Origin of the sequence: Blattabacterium cuenoti, from assembly GCF_014252035.1 — a bacterium.
Classification (GTDB): domain Bacteria; phylum Bacteroidota; class Bacteroidia; order Flavobacteriales; family Blattabacteriaceae; genus Blattabacterium; species Blattabacterium cuenoti_Z.
Genome location: NZ_CP059207.1, coordinates 145816 through 163293, shown reverse-complemented (window position 1 = coordinate 163293; position 17478 = coordinate 145816). Strand labels below are relative to the sequence as shown.

Annotated in this window: 12 protein-coding genes; 1 reads left to right on the top strand and 11 read right to left on the bottom strand. The window is 26.1% G+C overall.

What is annotated here, in order from left to right; all coding sequences use genetic code 11:
* Positions 1 to 14 precede the first annotated feature (14 nt).
* The 10 genes from H0H49_RS00755 to surE form a co-directional block, all read right to left on the bottom strand.
* Positions 15 to 584, bottom strand: a complete 570-nt coding sequence (locus tag H0H49_RS00755; protein ID WP_185864591.1) for a formyltransferase family protein — start codon at positions 582 to 584, stop codon at positions 15 to 17.
* A 10-nt stretch (positions 585 to 594) separates the two neighbouring features.
* A complete protein-coding gene (purM, locus tag H0H49_RS00750; RefSeq protein ID WP_185864590.1) occupies positions 595 to 1584 on the bottom strand; it encodes a phosphoribosylformylglycinamidine cyclo-ligase in 990 nt (329 codons plus the stop codon).
* Positions 1571 to 3031: an amidophosphoribosyltransferase gene (gene purF, locus H0H49_RS00745; RefSeq protein WP_185864589.1), complete on the bottom strand. Its 1461-nt coding sequence runs from the start codon at positions 3029 to 3031 to the stop codon at positions 1571 to 1573. The genes purM and purF overlap by 14 nt, the downstream gene beginning before the upstream one ends.
* Positions 3032 to 3121: 90 nt before the next feature.
* Positions 3122 to 3850, bottom strand: a complete 729-nt coding sequence (purC, locus tag H0H49_RS00740) for a phosphoribosylaminoimidazolesuccinocarboxamide synthase (RefSeq protein ID WP_185864588.1) — start codon at positions 3848 to 3850, stop codon at positions 3122 to 3124.
* Between the two features lie 33 nt (positions 3851 to 3883).
* Positions 3884 to 4384: a 5-(carboxyamino)imidazole ribonucleotide mutase gene (purE, locus tag H0H49_RS00735; RefSeq protein WP_185864587.1), complete on the bottom strand. Its 501-nt coding sequence runs from the start codon at positions 4382 to 4384 to the stop codon at positions 3884 to 3886.
* Between the two features lie 10 nt (positions 4385 to 4394).
* A complete protein-coding gene (locus H0H49_RS00730) occupies positions 4395 to 8120 on the bottom strand; it encodes a phosphoribosylformylglycinamidine synthase (RefSeq protein ID WP_185864586.1) in 3726 nt (1241 codons plus the stop codon).
* 36 nt (positions 8121 to 8156) lie between these two features.
* A complete protein-coding gene (gene purB, locus H0H49_RS00725; protein WP_185864585.1) occupies positions 8157 to 9593 on the bottom strand; it encodes an adenylosuccinate lyase in 1437 nt (478 codons plus the stop codon).
* A 6-nt stretch (positions 9594 to 9599) separates the two neighbouring features.
* Positions 9600 to 10901 (bottom strand): adenylosuccinate synthase, encoded by a 1302-nt coding sequence (locus H0H49_RS00720; RefSeq protein ID WP_185864584.1) that lies wholly within the window; start codon positions 10899 to 10901, stop codon positions 9600 to 9602.
* 69 nt (positions 10902 to 10970) lie between these two features.
* On the bottom strand, positions 10971 to 11933 hold the full coding sequence (gene ruvB, locus H0H49_RS00715) for a Holliday junction branch migration DNA helicase RuvB (RefSeq protein WP_185864583.1): 963 nt from the start codon (positions 11931 to 11933) through the stop codon (positions 10971 to 10973).
* A gap of 20 nt (positions 11934 to 11953) precedes the next feature.
* Positions 11954 to 12802, bottom strand: coding sequence for a 5'/3'-nucleotidase SurE (gene surE / locus H0H49_RS00710; protein WP_185864582.1), 849 nt, complete (start codon positions 12800 to 12802; stop codon positions 11954 to 11956).
* 91 nt (positions 12803 to 12893) lie between these two features.
* Here surE and H0H49_RS00705 point away from each other — a divergent pair, with 91 nt between their 5' ends.
* A complete protein-coding gene (locus H0H49_RS00705) occupies positions 12894 to 15011 on the top strand; it encodes a carboxy terminal-processing peptidase (protein ID WP_238784955.1) in 2118 nt (705 codons plus the stop codon).
* Here the strand turns inward: H0H49_RS00705 and gyrA are convergent.
* Complete coding sequence (gene gyrA, locus H0H49_RS00700; RefSeq protein ID WP_185864581.1) at positions 15008 to 17470, bottom strand: DNA gyrase subunit A; 2463 nt, start codon at positions 17468 to 17470, stop codon at positions 15008 to 15010. The genes H0H49_RS00705 and gyrA overlap by 4 nt on opposite strands.
* Between the last annotated feature and the right edge of the window lie 8 nt (positions 17471 to 17478).

Sequence of the window (17478 nt, the reverse complement as noted above, 5' to 3'; positions counted from 1 at the left end):
TAAATAACTATTACTTAATTCAAAAGATTTATAATTGATTTGATTAGTATTTCTTTTTCTATAAAAGATATTTTTTTTGATAAAGAGATAGGAGTCTCTTTCGAAGAGATAGAACATGATTTTTTTAAAATTATACTTCCTAAATCTACATCTTTTGTCACGTAATGAACTGTTGCTCCAGATATTTTTTCTTTATTATTAATAACTTTTTCATGTACTTTCATTCCATACATGCCTTTTCCTCCATACTTAGGTAAAAGAGAAGGGTGAATATTTATAATTTTTCTGTGCCATTTTTCACAAAATTCCTTATTAAGAATAAAAAGAAATCCAGAAAGAATTATCAAATTTGGAGGATCTTTCATTAGTAAATTATTTATTTCTAAAGAAAGAAATTTTTTATTAATTTTTTCTAGAGAGAAAGCTTTCATATTATTTTTTAATGCATATTTTATAGCGGGACAATATCTATCAGAAATAATTGAATTTACCGTAATATTAGTAAGCACTTTATTATTTATGGCTTGTAATATATGTTTCATATTAGTTCCCATTCCAGAAACTAAAATAGATATTTTTTTCATGTAATATTTTTTATTTCAAGAATACTTTTTGATCCGTATTTTTTATATTAACAATATATCCTAAAATAAAAGGATGTTCTCCTAACATACGTAATCTATGTAGAATAGAATTTTTTTGATTGATTGGAATTACTAATATCATTCCTACTCCCATATTAAAAGTATTCCACATTTCTTTTTCCAATAAATTTCCTTTTTTTTGAATGTAGTTAAAAATCGATTGAATAGGTATTTTTTCTTTTATTATGACAGATGATAAATTATCTGGAATAATTCTGGATACATTATCTAATATTCCTCCTCCTGTAATATGAGCAATTCCATGTATATCAAATTCTTTAAATAAAATGTGAATAGAGGAATAGTATATTTTTGTAGGTTCTAAAAGAGTTTCAAATAAAGGTTGATTTTCAAAATCAGTCAAAAAATCATTTTTAGAAAAAATATTTCTGATTAAAGAAAATCCATTACTATGTACTCCTGAAGAAGAAAGTCCTATTAGGATATCTCCTTCTTGAATCAATTTTTTACCATCTATAATTTTATTTTTTTCTGCGATCCCTACACAAAATCCTGCAACATCATAATCATTTTCCTGGTATATTCCAGGCATTTCTGCAGTTTCTCCCCCAATGAAACACGTATTATTTTTTTTGCAAGAAAAAGCTATTCCATGTAGGATTTTCTCTACAATATAAGAGTCAAGTTTACCACAAGCTAAATAATCTAGGAAAAATAAAGGAGTAGCTCCATGACATAAAACATCGTTTATACACATAGCAAAACAATCTATTCCAATTATGTTGTATTTTTCATAATCTAAAGCTAAACGTAATTTCGTACCGACTCCGTCAACTCCAGAAATTAAAATAGGATTTTTATATCCAAATATTTGATAGAAACCAGAAAAATGATCTAAATTGCTCAGAACTTTATTATTATAAGTTTTTTTTAAAATTTTGCTAATTTTTTCTATTGTTCTACTATTACTTTTTTTCATATGTGAAAATGTCATTTTTTTTATGAACTGGATAATTTCCAGTAAAACATCCAAAACAGTAATTATATCCACCTAGAATTTCTATTAGATTTTCCATGCTTAAAAATTCTAAACTATCTACGTCTAAAATTTTTTCTATATTTTTTTTCATATGATTATATGAAATAAGATCTTTTTTTCTAGGGGTATCTACTCCTAAATAACATGGAGCTATAATAGGTGGTGAAGCACTTCTAAAATGAATTTTTTTAGCTCCTGCTTTTCTTAATATGTATACTAATCTACGACTAGTAGTTCCACGAACGATAGAATCATCAATGATAACTACATGTTTTCCTTTTATTTCATCTAAAATAGGATTCAGTTTTAAATTAACTATTTTTTCTCGCATTTCTTGTTTTGGAAGAATGAAAGATCTTCCGATATATTTATTTTTTACTAATATTGGTTTGAATGGAATTCCAGATACCTTAGAGTATCCAATAGCAGCTGGAACTCCAGAATCTGGAACTCCAATAACAACATCCGCTTTTACTGGATGTTGTTCGTATAGTTTTTCTCCACATCTTTCTCTAATTTCATAAACATTGATATTTTCAATCAATGAATCTGGACGAGAAAAATAAATATATTCAAAGGAACATATTCTTTTTCTCGTATGTTCTTTTTTTCTTAATACAGAAAATTGAATAGATTTTTTATCTGCTATGATAATTTCTCCTGGAAATAAATCTCTTATATAAAATCCTCCAACAGAATCTATTCCACAAGTTTCAGAACTAAATATATAACTTTTATCATCCAGCATCCCATAACATAAAGGCCTTATACCATTCGGATCTCGAAATGCAGCAATTTTGTTATCCATCAGTACTATTACTGAATAAGCACCTTTAATATATATCGTTGTCTTTTTTATGGCTTCTTCTAAACTAGAATTATTATCTAAGTATTTTTGAATTAAACGTAATATAACTTCCGAATCTGATGATTCCGATATAAAATTTATTCCTTCAGACTCTAATTTTTTCCTAATATATTTTGCATTTACTAAATTTCCATTATGAACGATAGATATCGTACTTTTTCCATTGTAGTCTTTTCCGAAAAAAGGTTGTATATTTTTTTTACTTTGACCACCTTCCGTCGAATAACGTGTATGTCCAATAACTGCATTTCCTTGGTAGCATTTAGAATTAGAAATTTTTCTAAAACAATCTAAAACAAGACCTTCACTTTTATGAGATAAAATAAAACCATCTCTAAGAACAGAGAATCCACAAGCTTCTTGTCCACGATGTTGTAATGCAAATAGTCCAAATTGAATTAAAGATAAGGTATCGATTTTTTCAGTAGAGTAAACTCCAAAAATACCGCATTCATCATGAAATTTATCATCATCATAATATTTATAATCCTTTTTAACAGGGAATAATTGAGATATCATCTATCTTTTTTTATGGAAAATAATAATATCTATAAATATCATTAATTATTACTATTAGTATTGTTGTTGTATTCTATGAACGATGAACTTTTATTTATTTAGTCTTTTTAAAACTTCCATATAAACGTCAATTATTTTTTCTTTTTTTAACCCTATTCTAAATATATCTTTATCTAATTTATTCATTGTTTCTTTATCCCAAAATCTACAGGTATCAGGACTTATTTCATCAGAAAGAAATATTTGATTATCTTTTTTTCCCTTACCAAATTCCATTTTAAAATCTACTAATATAATATTTCTATCAAAAAAAAACTTTTTCAGTTTATTATTTATGTTTGATATAATACAATAAATATTGCTTAATTCTTTATGAGAAATTACATTCAAGAATACCGCATGATGATCATTAATCAACGGATCCTTCAAATGATCATTTTTGTAAAAAATTTCAAATATTGGATTTAAAATAGGAGTTCCTTCTTTGATTCCTAATCGTTTAGAAATACTTCCAGCTACTATATTACGAACAACAAATTCTAAAGGAAACATGTTTACTTTATGACATAATTGTTCCCTATTATTCATTTTTCGTATAAAATGAGTTTTTATTCCATAACGATTTAATAGATTAAATATAAATGTAGTAATTTCATTGTTTAAAATTCCTTTATCAGGGATAACATTTTTTTTTAATCCATTAAAAGATGTAATATCATCTTTATAATGGATAATTACTTCACAAGGATTATCAGAAGTGTAAATTTTTTTTGTTTTTCCTTCTAAAAGGAGTTTCCTTTCTTTTTTTAATAACTTCATATCATAATATGATTAATTATTGATATATATAAATCATAAATTATACTCTATTTTAGAGAGTAGTTTTTCTTTTTTTTTCATTCGGAATTCTAATAATGATGTTTTTATATTTTCATATTTCATAGCTAAGATATGAATAGCTAATAAAACTGCATTATACGAATTATTTATACCTACAGTAGCAATAGGAACATCTTTTGGCATTTGTATTATAGAAAAAAGTGCATCCAAACCACCTAGTGATGATCCTTCTTCCTTTTTACAACTGTAAAAAGGAATTCCTATAACAGGGATAATAGTTTTTGAAGCAATAATTCCAGGTAAATGAGCAGATAAACCTGCTCCTGATATGATTACATCTATTCCTTCATATTCTACTTTTTTTATAGTATTTGACAATATATCTGGTAATCTATGAGCAGATATAATATAAGATTTGTAGCTTATGTTAAATTCTTTTAAAAGATCTACTCCTTTTTTTATAATTGATTTATCAGAAATACTTCCGATAAAAATAGCTATTTTTGTGTTCATTTTATATTCTTTATAAGAAATATTGTACAGCATTTTTAAAAATAGATCCATGATCATGATCATTAGAAATATTTTTCAATAATCCATAATCATTACAACGTTCCGGGTGTGTCATTCTTCCATAAATTTTACCATTTTTACTTAACAAACCTTCAATAGATCCAATAGATCCATTAGGATTATAAGCTGTTTCTAAACTAGGGTTTCCTTGTAAATCTACATATTGTGCAGCTACTTGATTTTTTTCAAATAAATCATTCGTTATTTTTTCGCTAGCATAAAATCTACCTTCTCCATGAGATATAGGTAGTGTATACATTTTATTTTTCATTCCATGTAACCACGGAGAATGGTCTGAAACTACCTTAATATGTACACATTGTGATATATGTTTTTCTGTTTTATTATATGTTAATGTAGGAGATTCATCATTTCTAAAACCTATTCTTCCATAAGGAAGTAATCCAGATTTTATCAATCCTTGAAATCCGTTACATATACCTAATATTAATCCATCTTTTTCAAGAAAATGCATAATAGCATCCTTAATAAATTTATTATGTAATATAGTTACAATAAATTTTCCTGCCCCATCTGGTTCATCTCCAGCACTAAAACCTCCGCAAAACATAAGTATTTGTACAGATTCTATATATTTTTTCATACAAATGATGGATTCTGTTATACTTTTGTTATTTATATTATTGAAAACAAAACTGTCTACTATAGCTCCTTCTTTTTTAAATGCTGTAATAGATTCAAATTCACCATTTGTTCCTGGAAATATAGGAATAAAAACATGTGGATTCACTTTTTTAGTGTACTTACATTTCCATAATATAGGTTGTTTGCATGTTTTTCTTTCAAAAAAATTATATTTTTTAATATTCTTTTGTTTTTGTTCTTCTTTTGTAGAATAGGAAAAAATTGAATGAAAAGTTTTTGACCAACTTTCTATAGATTTTTTAATATCAATTGATACCTCATTAAAAATTAGTTTTTTATCAGAAACTACTTCTCCTATAAGAATAAAATCATTTGAAAAAATAGGAGAAGTAGTTTCTAAAATGAGAGATCCTATATGAGTTTCAAGTAAATGATTTTTGCAGTTTATAACTGCTCCTAAACGATTTCCAAAAGACATTTTTGCAATGGCAATAGAAATACCACCATCTTTTACTGTTTTTACAGAAATAATTTTACCAGAAGAAATTCCTTCAAAAATTTTATCGTAAGCATTTTTTATAGAATTAAAATCGGGAATTTCATCTTTTAATAATTTATGATGGTATAAATATATTTTATTTCCTACTTTTTTAAATTCAGGAGAAATTACATGATAACATGCCCCATATGCTACACCAAAAGCTATCAATGTTGGAGGTACATGAATATCTTTATATGTACCTGACATTGAATCTTTTCCTCCAATAGAAGCTAATTCCAAAGACATTTGTGCATGATAAGCCCCCAATAAAGCAGAAAAAGTTTTACCCCAATTTTTCGGATTATTCCCTAATTTTTGATAATATTCTTGAAAACTAAAATAAGTGTTTCTATAGTTTCCTCCCATAGAAACTATTTTGGAAATACATTCTATTATGGAATACATTCCACCATGAAATGGACTCCATGCAGAAATTTCAGGATGAAAACCCCAAGAAGCAAAACTAACTGTATTTGTTTTTTTTCCATTATGGACAGGAATCTTATGTACGCTTCCTTCAGATGGTGTCATTTGATACTTTCCCCCGAAAGGCATTAAAACAGTTGTTCCACCAACTGTACTATCAAACATTTCTACGAGGTTTTTTTGAGAAGCTATATTTAATTCCGAAATAGTTTTTAAAAATGTTGTTTCACTGAAAAAACATTTTTTTGATTCATTGATGGGAGATATAGAAACAGGAGAATCCACTTGAACCTTTTGTTTTTTTCTAATTCCTCCTGTATTCAAAAAATGACTTTCTAAATTCAGAATTTTATTTCCTTTGTAATAAAATACAATTTTTTTGTTATCAGTTATTTTTGCTATATATACAGGTTTAATATTTTCTTCATCAGCTAAACGAATAAATTTACTTACATTTTTAGAATCTAATACTACTGCTATACGTTCTTGTGATTCTGAAAGAGCAATATCTATTGCTTCCATATTCCCTTTTATTTTTTTTATAGGAATTTTATCTAAATAAAGTTCTATACTATCACTTAATTCTCCTATGGAAACTGCAGCACCACCTGCACCAAAATCATTGCTCTTTTTTATTAAAGTAACAACCTCTTTTTTTCTAAAAAATCTTTGTATTTTTCTTTCTATTATTGGGTTCCCTTTTACTCCTATTTTTTTCGAATTTTTATCATCATATTCCTTAGATGAATCTGTTGCTCCACCTATTCCATCTTTTCCCGTTAATCCACCAATTAATAAAACAATATCTCCTTTTTTTGGTTCTTCTTGTCTGACAAAATCAATCGGAACTGCTCCAATAACCATTCCTATTTCCATTCTTTTTGCTTTATAACCCTCATGATAAATTTCATGAACATGAGAAGTAGCTAATCCAATTTGATTACCATAAGAACTATAACCCATAGCTGATTCTAAACAAATTTTATGTTGAGGTAATTTTTTATCAATAGTTTTTTTGATCATAGGATTTGCTGCTCCACTTAATCTTATTCCTTGATAAACAAAAGACCTACCAGATAAAGGGTCACGTATAGCACCTCCTATACATGTAGAGGCTCCATGAAATGGGTCAATTTCAGTAGGATGATTATGAGACTCATTTTTAAATAAAAGATACCATTTTTCTTTTTCAATTTTATTATTATTATTTATAACATCTACATTTATCTTCATCATGAAAGAATTATGTTCATTGGATAAAACAAAATTTTTTAGTTTCCCCTCTTGATGAAGTATTTTATAAGGAAGATTGGATAATTCCATGAAATTTATTGGTTTTTTAGAAAAACCTATTTTTTCTCTATCATTTAAATATTTTGTATAAATATTTTCATATATTTTCTTTAATTTTCCATTAAATGTAATATTTGATAGCGTTGTAAAAAAAGTTGTATGACGACAATGATCAGACCAATATGTATCTAAAATACGTATTTCTTCTTTTGTTGGGTTTCTATTATATTTTATGAATTTTTCTTGTATAAAGATTAAATTATCAATTCCTATGGAAAGATTCCATAGTTTATGAAACTTGATAAGTTCATCATAAGAAAGATTAATAAATTTATCTATTACGATATGAGAATCGTATTTTGTTTTAATTATTTTTTCATATTCATCATCAATATGTTGATAATATTTTTTAATTTTATTTAAGTCTTTTTTATTATTATGATCTATTCCAATTAATTCTATTAATTGACTTGTTTTTACAATAGCATTTGATTTAGGACATAAAATTTTTATGCATTGCATCGCAGCTTCTGCTCTATCATTATTTCCTGGAAAATCTTCTATATAAAAATGTGGATTTTTAATATTTATATCATTATAAAATAATATGTCTGTTACAGGATCTACAAAAATTATTTGTAATAAACTATTAAAAAAAACATTTACATTTTCTTCTATATTAATAATATCATAAACATGATAAATAATGATTTCATTTAATGAAATATTCATTTCTTTTATTTCTCTAAGTATTCTTCTAGAAGAAATATTGAAAATATTTTTTTTCTGTATATAAATTCTAAAATTCATAATTTGAAAAATCCAATGAAATTAATAATTATTGGATTATACTTGTATATCTATATTTGATAAATCAGAATCAATTAAATGGTGATATTTTTTTAATATTGGGTTAACTTTTATATTAATAAATTCTAAAGTTTGATCTGAAGAAAAACCTATAAAATTTTCAGGGATTAATATTTTATTCATTGTTTCTTTATCAATCGGTATTTTGGTGTCATTCAATATTCTTTTAATAAAATCATTTTCTTTTCCCTCTAGCTTCATTTTAGAAGTTGTTTTCATAGAATGGATTCGTATTCTTTCATGAATTTCTTGCCTATCTGCACCTTTTTTAACAGCTTCTACTATAATATATTCTGTAATTAAAAATGGAAGTTCATCTTTTATATGTTTTTTTATGATTTGAGGATATATAATCATATTTTCTACTATATTATTCCAAATTATGAGAATTGCATCTATAGATAAAAAAGATTGTGCTATAACCAATCTTCTATTTGCAGAATCATCTAAAGTTCTTTCTAACCATTGAGTTGCTGCTACCATAGCTGAACTATTTGATAAAGAAATAACAAATTTTGCTAAAGAAGCCATCCTTTCGCTTCGTATTGGATTACGTTTATATGCCATAGCACTAGATCCTATTTGTTCTTTATCGAAAGGTTCTTCCATTTCCTTTAAATTCTGCAATAGTCGTAAGTCATTGCTAAATTTGTGAGCAGACTGCGCTATATTCGACAACAAATTTAATATTTGTGCATCTATTTTTCTATCATAAGTTTGACTAGTAATTGAAAAAACATTTTTAAATCCAAACTGATTGGATATTTTCTTTTCTAAAAGTTTTATTTTTTGTAAATCTCCATTAAATAACTCTTTAAAACTTGCAGCAGATCCGACAGTACCTTTTACTCCTCTAAAATGAATATTCTTCAACCTAAATTCTAATTCATTTATATCTAATAGAATACTTTGCATCCATAAAGCAGAACGTTTTCCAACAGTCGTTAGTTGAGCTGGTTGATAATGGGTAAAAGCTAGAGTAGGAATATTATGATATTCTAAAGAAAAATTTCTAAGACGAAAAACAAGATTGATCAGTTTTTTAAGCAAAATTTCTAGTCCATCTCGAATAAGTATAATATCAGTATTATCTCCTAAAAATGCACTAGTAACTCCTAGATGAATGATAGGTTTTGCTATAGTAGCTTTTTCTCCAAAAGCGTACAAATGTGCCATAACATCATGACGAAATTTTTTTTCAAAAAAATGAACTCTTTTCCAATCAATGTTGGATAAATTTTTTTTTAAATCTTGTATTTGTTCATCACTAATATTTAATCCTAATTCTTTTTGATACTTTGCTAAGTAAAACCACAATTTTCTCCAAGTATAAAACTTTTTATTTGGAGAAAAATTATATAACATTTCCTTGCTGCTATATCTTTCTATTAAAGGGTTATTATATTTTTCCATGTTAGTTTATGAAAAAATTTTTTCAAAAAAATGTTTATTTATAATGATATTTTGTGTTCTATCAGGTCCTACAGAAATTAATAATATTTTTACATTCAGATAATATTCGATAAATTTAATGTATTTTTTACAATTATCTGGTAAATTATTATAATCTCTAATATGAGATATTTTTTTCTCCCAACCAGGAAATTCTATATAAACTCCTTTTATATCATCATTAACCCCTATATTTGATGGAAAATATTTAATAATTTTTTCTATATACTGATATTTTGTACATACTTTAATAACTTTCAATTTGCTCAATACATCTAATTTTGTAATAATTAAATGATTGATTCCATTTATCATACAAGAGTATTTCAAAGAAACTAAATCTAGCCACCCACATCGTCTTGGACGATTTGTTGTTGAACCATATTCATCTCCTTCATCTCTAATTATGTCATTTTCATCACCCTTTATTTCTGTAGGAAATGGGCCGTTTCCTACACGTGTACAGTATGCTTTTGCAATACCTATAAAATTTTTCAAAAATACAGGCGGAATCCCCGATCCTGTACATACACCTCCTGTTGAACAAGAAGAAGTAGTAACATATGGATATGTTCCATAATTAATATCTAATAACGTAGCTTGAGCTCCCTCAAATAAAATTTTTTTTCCTTTATAAAAAGCATCATGTATTTTATAAACAGCATCTATTATTCTATGATGAATAATTTTTGCATATTCTATGTATTCTTCGTAAATATCTTCAAAAGAAATGGGATCCTTTTTATAAATTTTTGTTATAATTTTATTTTTAAAACAAATATTTTTCTTTAGTTTTATTCGGAATAAATTTTTATCCATAAGATCTATAATACGTATGCCAATACGTCCTATTTTATCAGCATAAGCTGGTCCTATTCCACAATGGGTAGTTCCAATAGACATTTTTCCTAAATATTCTTCTTGATATTTATCTAATAAACGATGATAAGGCATTATCACGTGAGCTATATTTGATATATAAATTTTATCTGTTTTAATTCCGAAAAATTCTAAATTTTTTATTTCTTTTATTAAATATTTTGGATCTATAACTACTCCGGGTCCAATAATGCAATTAACATAAGAATAAATTATTCCAGAAGGGATAGAATGAAGAACAAAATGACGATCATTAATATGTATAGAATGACCAGAATTATTACCTCCTTGATAACGAATTACATAATCCGAATTTTTAGAAAGTAAATCCGTAATTTTTCCTTTTCCCTCGTCACCCCATTGGAGACCAACAATAACATTCGAAGGCATGATGATACATTGTTTATATTTTTGAACAAAGTTAAGTGTTCTGGTAAATATAAAAAATAATATTTTCGCTTATCTTATAGATTTATGTTTTATATGTTGATATGCTAATTTTGTAGCTTTTCTTCCTCTTGGAGTTCTTATAATATATCCTTCCTGTATCAGAAATGGTTCATAAACTTCTTCTATAGTTTCTGTATTTTCATTAACAGATATAGCTATAGTATTTATTCCTACTGGACCTCCTTTAAAAGAATCAATAATAGATTCAAGTATTCTATGATCCATTTCATCTAATCCATATTCATCAATATTAAGGGATTTCAATCCTACATTACATATATCAATATCAATCGTTCCATTTCCTTTTATTTGTGCAAAATCACGAATTCTTCGAAGTAAAGCATTAGCTATTCGTGGAGTTCCACGACTTCTATTAGCAATTTCGTAACAAGCTTCTTCTGTTATTGGAACATTTAGTACTTTCGCACTACGATTAACAATTTTCTTCAATAATTCTTTATGATAATAAGTAAGTCGTAAATTTATTCCAAATCTAGAACGCATAGGTGCTGTAAGTAAACCAGATCTTGTAGTAGCTCCTATTAAAGTAAACGGAGATAGATCTATTTGTACGGATTTAGCATTAGAACCGGAATCTATAATAATATCTATTTTATAATTTTCCATTGCAGAATATAAATATTCTTCTACTATTGGAGAAAGACGGTGAATTTCATCAATAAAAATAACATCATTTAATTTTAAATGAATCAGCAAGCCAGCTAAATCTCCTGGTTTATCTAAAACTGCTCCTGAGGTAACAGTTATGTTAACACGTAATTCATTAGCAACAATATGAGCTAAAGTTGTTTTTCCTAAGCCTGGAGGTCCATGAAATAATATGTGATCTAAACATTCTTTTCTTTTTTTAGCAGCTTGAATAAATATTTTGATATTTTCCAATATATCTTTTTGACCAATAAAATCTTGAATAGTTTTTGGATTTAAAGATTTTTCTAAAAAATAAGACACAATAATGTTTTATTTTGAATTTAAAACATAGAAAATACACAACAAAATAATAGGATGAAATTCCAAGATTTCAAAATATTTAAAATTGAATAGTTTGTAAAATCAAACTGAATAGGAACAATGGATATGTATCCATTTTTCAACGCCCATTCATCTGTATCTATTATATTGTTATCATCTATGTTATCTATTTTTTTTTTGTTATTATTATTATCAAAATGAACTAAATTACCTTCCAACCAATAATATGTCCTTCCCTTTGGATTATATCTTTTATCAAAACTTTCTTTCCATTTGGATTCTGATTGTCTACATATTTTAATTCCTTTTATTTCTTTTTTTTTCAATTTGGGTATATTGACATTGAGTATAATAGTTTTTTTTGGAATAGGATTATGTAATATTTTTTCTACAATTTCACGTACATATTTTTTTGATGAGGAAAAATCTGCATTCCATTCAAAGTCTAAAAGAGAGAATCCTACAGATGGTATCCCTTCTATTCCAGCTTCTATTACAGCGGAAACTGTTCCAGAATATCTAATATTTATAGAAGAATTTGATCCATGATTTATTCCAGATACACAAATATCTGGTTTTTTAGGTAAAATATTGTTAATAGCTAATTTTACACAATCAACAGGAGTTCCAGAACATTCCCACTCTTTTTGTTTGCCATTATCAATTTTAACAGAATCACAGTACAATATGGTATCCATAGTAATGGAATGTGCTGTTCCAGACTGAGGTTTATTTGGTGCTACAACATAGACCTCTCCCAAAGAATTCATGTTTTTTACAAGAGCTCTTATACCTGGTGCTATAATTCCATCATCGTTTGTTACTAAAATAATTGGTTTATTATTCATATTTTTATGAAAAAAAACTAAAATATGTTTTTTATATTTTATAATTTTTAATTACAAACTTATAAAAACATTTATAATAATAAATTAAATAGTGAATAATAGTAAAATTATAAAAACTAAGTGGATAATAATTGTTTTTATACTCCTATTTTTATTTAGTTTTTGTTTTTCAAATAATGAAGAAGAACAGAAAAAAACTATACTTAAGACTATATATAAAACACTTGATTTTTCTCATATTAATCCAATCAATATTAACGATAATTTTTCAAAAATAGTATATAATAAATATTTTGAAAAATTAGATAGTCAAAAACGTTTTTTTCTACAAAAAGACATAAATAATCTTTCTTTATATAAAGATAAAATAGATGATTTTTGGATTAATGCAGACACTACATTTTTTGATGCAATTATTAAATGTTTTTATCAAAGGATAAAAGAAGTTGAATGCATATGTCAAGACATTTTAAAAAAGAATTTTAATTTTAATAAAAAAGATATCTATTATAAATATGATAATTATTTTCCTAAAAATAAAGAAGAACGTATGGAAAGATGGAGAAAATATATGAAGTTTTTAACTTTATTAGAAATAAAAAATTATATAAAAGAAAAAGAAAAAATATCAAAAAAACATAATAAATATATTTTATGGAAAAATTCATTTATCAATGAAGAAAAAAAATCAAGAGAAAAAGTGAAAGAATATATAGAAGAATGTTTTAGAAAGTTAAAAATGGTTAAAAAATTAGACTGGTTCTCAATATATGTTAATACTATTCTTTCACAATACGATCCTCATACCAATTTTTTTTCTACAAAAGAAAAAGAAATGTTCAATTTAAATGTATCTGGTCAAACTGAAGGAATTGGTCTAGTACTTCAAGATGAAAAAGGATATGCTACAGTAGTAAATATTGTTATTGGATCTCCAGCATGGAAAAGTAAAAAAATAGACATAGGAGATAAAATTATTAGGGTATCAAATGATTTAAATTCAAAACCCCAAAACATTGTTGGAATGCTTTTGGAAAATTCTATACGTTTAATAAAAGGAAAAAAAGGAACTAAAGTAAAATTAATCATACAAAATAAAAATGGATCTATAGATGAAGTCGTTCTTACTAGAGATGTCATTGAAAAAAGAGAAATTTTTGCAAAAGTATTCTTAATTTCAGATAAAAAAAATAAATATGGTTTAATTTGTTTACCAGAATTTTACTTTAATCCTGAAAATAAAAATGGAAGGAATGCAGCAAATGATATAAGAAAAATTATTCAAGAACTCAAAAAAGAAAATATTAAAGGAATTATTATAGATATAAGAAATAATGGAGGTGGATCATTAGATACTGTGATAAAAATTTCTAGTTTTTTCTTAGGAAAAGTTCCTATTGTACAAATAGGGGGACAACCTCCTTATAAAAAAATACTAAATAGTAGCCATACTATTTTATGGAAAGGCCCACTTGTGGTGCTTGTTAACGAACAATCTGCGTCTGCTTCTGAAATACTTGCTGCTGCTATCAAAGATTATAAAAGAGGAATTATTGTTGGTAGTGCACAAACATATGGAAAAGGAACTGTTCAATCTATATATACATTAAATAGATTATTACTTTTTTATAAAAAAGAAGAATTAGGAATTTTAAAATTGACTATGAATAAATTCTATAGAATTAATGGAATATCTACTCAATTAAAAGGAGTTCATTCAGATATTGTTATCCCAAGCATTCATTCATCATCACTAATAATGGAAAAAGATCTACATAATCCAATAAAATGTGATTCTATAGATCCTACTATACCTACTGTTACAACTTATACTTTGGACGAAAATAAATTGAAATCACTTAAATTAAAAAGTATGAATCGTATAAAAAATAATAATAAATTAATGAATATTAACAAAATAAATAATAAAATACAATTATTAGAAAATAAACTGTCAAAAAATAATATATATCATTTACATTGGAAAGATTCATATTATGAAAATTTAAAAATGAATAAATATCTTCAGAAATTCAGACGTTATTTAAAAAACCATATATATACAAAAGTATTTCCTATAAATAATAATTATCAAATAATTTCTTTTAATGAAAATGAATTAGAATTTCAAAAAAAATGGATAAATAGTTTGAAAAAAGATTTTTATATATCAGAATGTGTTAATATTTTACGTGATTTTAATAATTAAACAATAGGTTTATAAACTTTTGCTACGTCAGCTATAGCATCATTTTCTTTCAAATGAATTAATCTGACTCCTTGAGTCGTCCTTCCCATTACTCGTATATCTGATACTGGAATACGAATGATAATTCCTGATTTTTTAATAATCATTATATCATCTTCATTTGTAACATATTTTATAGCAATTAAACTTCCTGTTTTTTGAGTAATGTTTATTGTTTTGATTCCTTTTCCTCCACGATTAGTTACACGGTATTCCTTAAGGTGAGATCTCTTTCCAAATCCTTTTTGAGAAACTACCAATAAACTTCCTTTTTCTTCTTCTCCTTCTGCTGAAGAACATATCATTCCGATTACTTTATCTTCTTTGAATGTGAAAGTTATTCCTATTACTCCAGAAGAATTTCGTCCAGTAATACGAACTTTTTTTTCTGAAAAACGAATAATTCTTCCACTTTTTAAAGCTATAAATACATGACTATCTCCTTTTGTTAAAATAGCTTCTAATAAAGAATCTTCTTTTCTAATAACAATAGCATTAATTCCATATTTTCTAGGACGAGAATAATTTTCTAAAGATGTTTTTTTAATAATACCTTTTTGAGTTACCATTAAAACATAATGATCTTTAACATATTTTTTATTAGAAAGGTTTCCAGTTAAAATGTAAGCATTTACTTTATCATCTTGTTGAAGGTGAATAATATTTTGGATGGCTCTACCTTTAGATACTTTAGAACCTTCTGGTATTTCATAAACTCTTAACCAAAAACATTTTCCTTTTTCTGTAAATAAAAGAAGATACTGATGGTTAGTAGCTATAAGTAAATGTTTAAAAAAATCCTCTTCTCTAGCAGTAGCACCCCTATTTCCTACACCTCCTCTACCTTGTCGTTTATATTCTGATAAGGATGTTCTTTTTATATAACCAGCATGAGAAATAGTTAAAACGACTTGTTCATCTTCGATCAAATCTTCTATATTATGAACTTCATTTCCCCCCATATAATCAATTTGTGTACGACGAGCATCTTGATATTTTTTCTTAATCTCTAAAAGTTCTTTTTTTATAATTGCAGTTCTTGTAGAATGTTCATTTAATACATTTTTTAAAAAATCTATGTCATTTAATAATTTTTCGTATTCATTTTTTATTTTTTTTACTTCCAAGGTCGTTAGATTTTGTAAACGCATATCTAAAATAGATTTCGACTGATTTTCAGATATTTCAAATTTTTTCATTAATTGATAACTAGCTTCATTATGACTTTTAGAATTTTTAATTAGTTGGATCATTGTATCAATCTTATCTACTATTTTTAAGAAACCAGTTAAAATATAAACACGGTGTTCGCATTTTTTTAGTTCATACTTAGTACGACGAATAATAACATCGTGTCTATGTTTGACAAAATAATGAATAAGATCTTTTATATTTAATTGAACGGGTTTTCCATTAACCAATGCAATATTATTAACATTGAAATAAGTTTGTAGGGGTGTATATTTAAATAAGTTATTTAATATAATATTAGGATTTGTATTCTGTTTCAGAATGTAAACAATACGTAATCCTTTTCTATCGGATTCATCCCGAATTTGATAAATTCCTTCTATTTTTCCTACTTTCATTAATTCAACTGTTTTAGTGATCATATCTGATTTATTGACTTGATAAGGAATCTCATCCACTATAATACATTGCCTACCCTGAACCTCTTCTAAATGTATTTTTGCTCGTAATACTATACGTCCTTTTCCAGTTTGAAATGCTTTTTTAACACCATCATATCCATAAATGATTCCTCCTGTTGGAAAATCAGGTGCTTTAATATATTTCATAATATGTTCTATAGATAAATTATTATTATCTATATAAGCACAAATTGCTTTAATAGTTTCTGTTAAATTATGAGGAGGAATATTAGTTGCCATACCTACTGCTATTCCAGAAGATCCATTAATCAAAAGATTTGGAACACGTGTTGGTAAAACAGTAGGTTCCTCTATAGAATCATCAAAGTTTAATTGCATATCCACTGTATTCTTTTTAATATCCAATAACATATCCTCAGATATTTTTTTCATTTTTACTTCTGTATAACGCATAGCTGCAGGTGGATCTGCATCTAAAGAACCAAAGTTTCCTTGACCATCTATTAATGGATATCTTAAAGTCCATTTTTGGGTCATACGAACCATAGTGTCATAAACAGATACGTCCCCATGAGGATGATATTTACCTAACACTTCTCCAACAATACGAGCAGATTTTTTATAAGAACCATGACAAAAAATTCCTAATTTATACATTCCATAAAGTACTCTCCTATGCACTGGTTTTAATCCATCTCTAGCATCAGGTAGTGCTCTAGAAATAATGACAGACATAGAATAATCTATGTAAGATGATTTCATTTCATCTTCAATATTAATAGAAATTAATTTTTCTCCTTCACTCATTATAAAAT

What these genes read in the sequence shown, in the direction of transcription:
- H0H49_RS00720 (WP_185864584.1), bottom strand. Translation starts at nt 10,901, where the DNA reads ATGCCTTCGAATGTTATTGTTGGTCTCCAATGGGGTGACGAGGGAAAA.
- purC (WP_185864588.1), bottom strand. Translation starts at nt 3,850, where the DNA reads ATGAAGTTATTAAAAAAAGAAAGGAAACTCCTTTTAGAAGGAAAAACA.
- H0H49_RS00730 (WP_185864586.1), bottom strand. Translation starts at nt 8,120, where the DNA reads ATGAATTTTAGAATTTATATACAGAAAAAAAATATTTTCAATATTTCT.
- H0H49_RS00755 (WP_185864591.1), bottom strand. Translation starts at nt 584, where the DNA reads ATGAAAAAAATATCTATTTTAGTTTCTGGAATGGGAACTAATATGAAA.
- purF (WP_185864589.1), bottom strand. Translation starts at nt 3,031, where the DNA reads ATGATATCTCAATTATTCCCTGTTAAAAAGGATTATAAATATTATGAT.
- purE (WP_185864587.1), bottom strand. Translation starts at nt 4,384, where the DNA reads ATGAACACAAAAATAGCTATTTTTATCGGAAGTATTTCTGATAAATCA.
- purB (WP_185864585.1), bottom strand. Translation starts at nt 9,593, where the DNA reads ATGGAAAAATATAATAACCCTTTAATAGAAAGATATAGCAGCAAGGAA.
- gyrA (WP_185864581.1), bottom strand. Translation starts at nt 17,470, where the DNA reads ATGAGTGAAGGAGAAAAATTAATTTCTATTAATATTGAAGATGAAATG.
- purM (WP_185864590.1), bottom strand. Translation starts at nt 1,584, where the DNA reads ATGAAAAAAAGTAATAGTAGAACAATAGAAAAAATTAGCAAAATTTTA.
- surE (WP_185864582.1), bottom strand. Translation starts at nt 12,802, where the DNA reads ATGAATAATAAACCAATTATTTTAGTAACAAACGATGATGGAATTATA.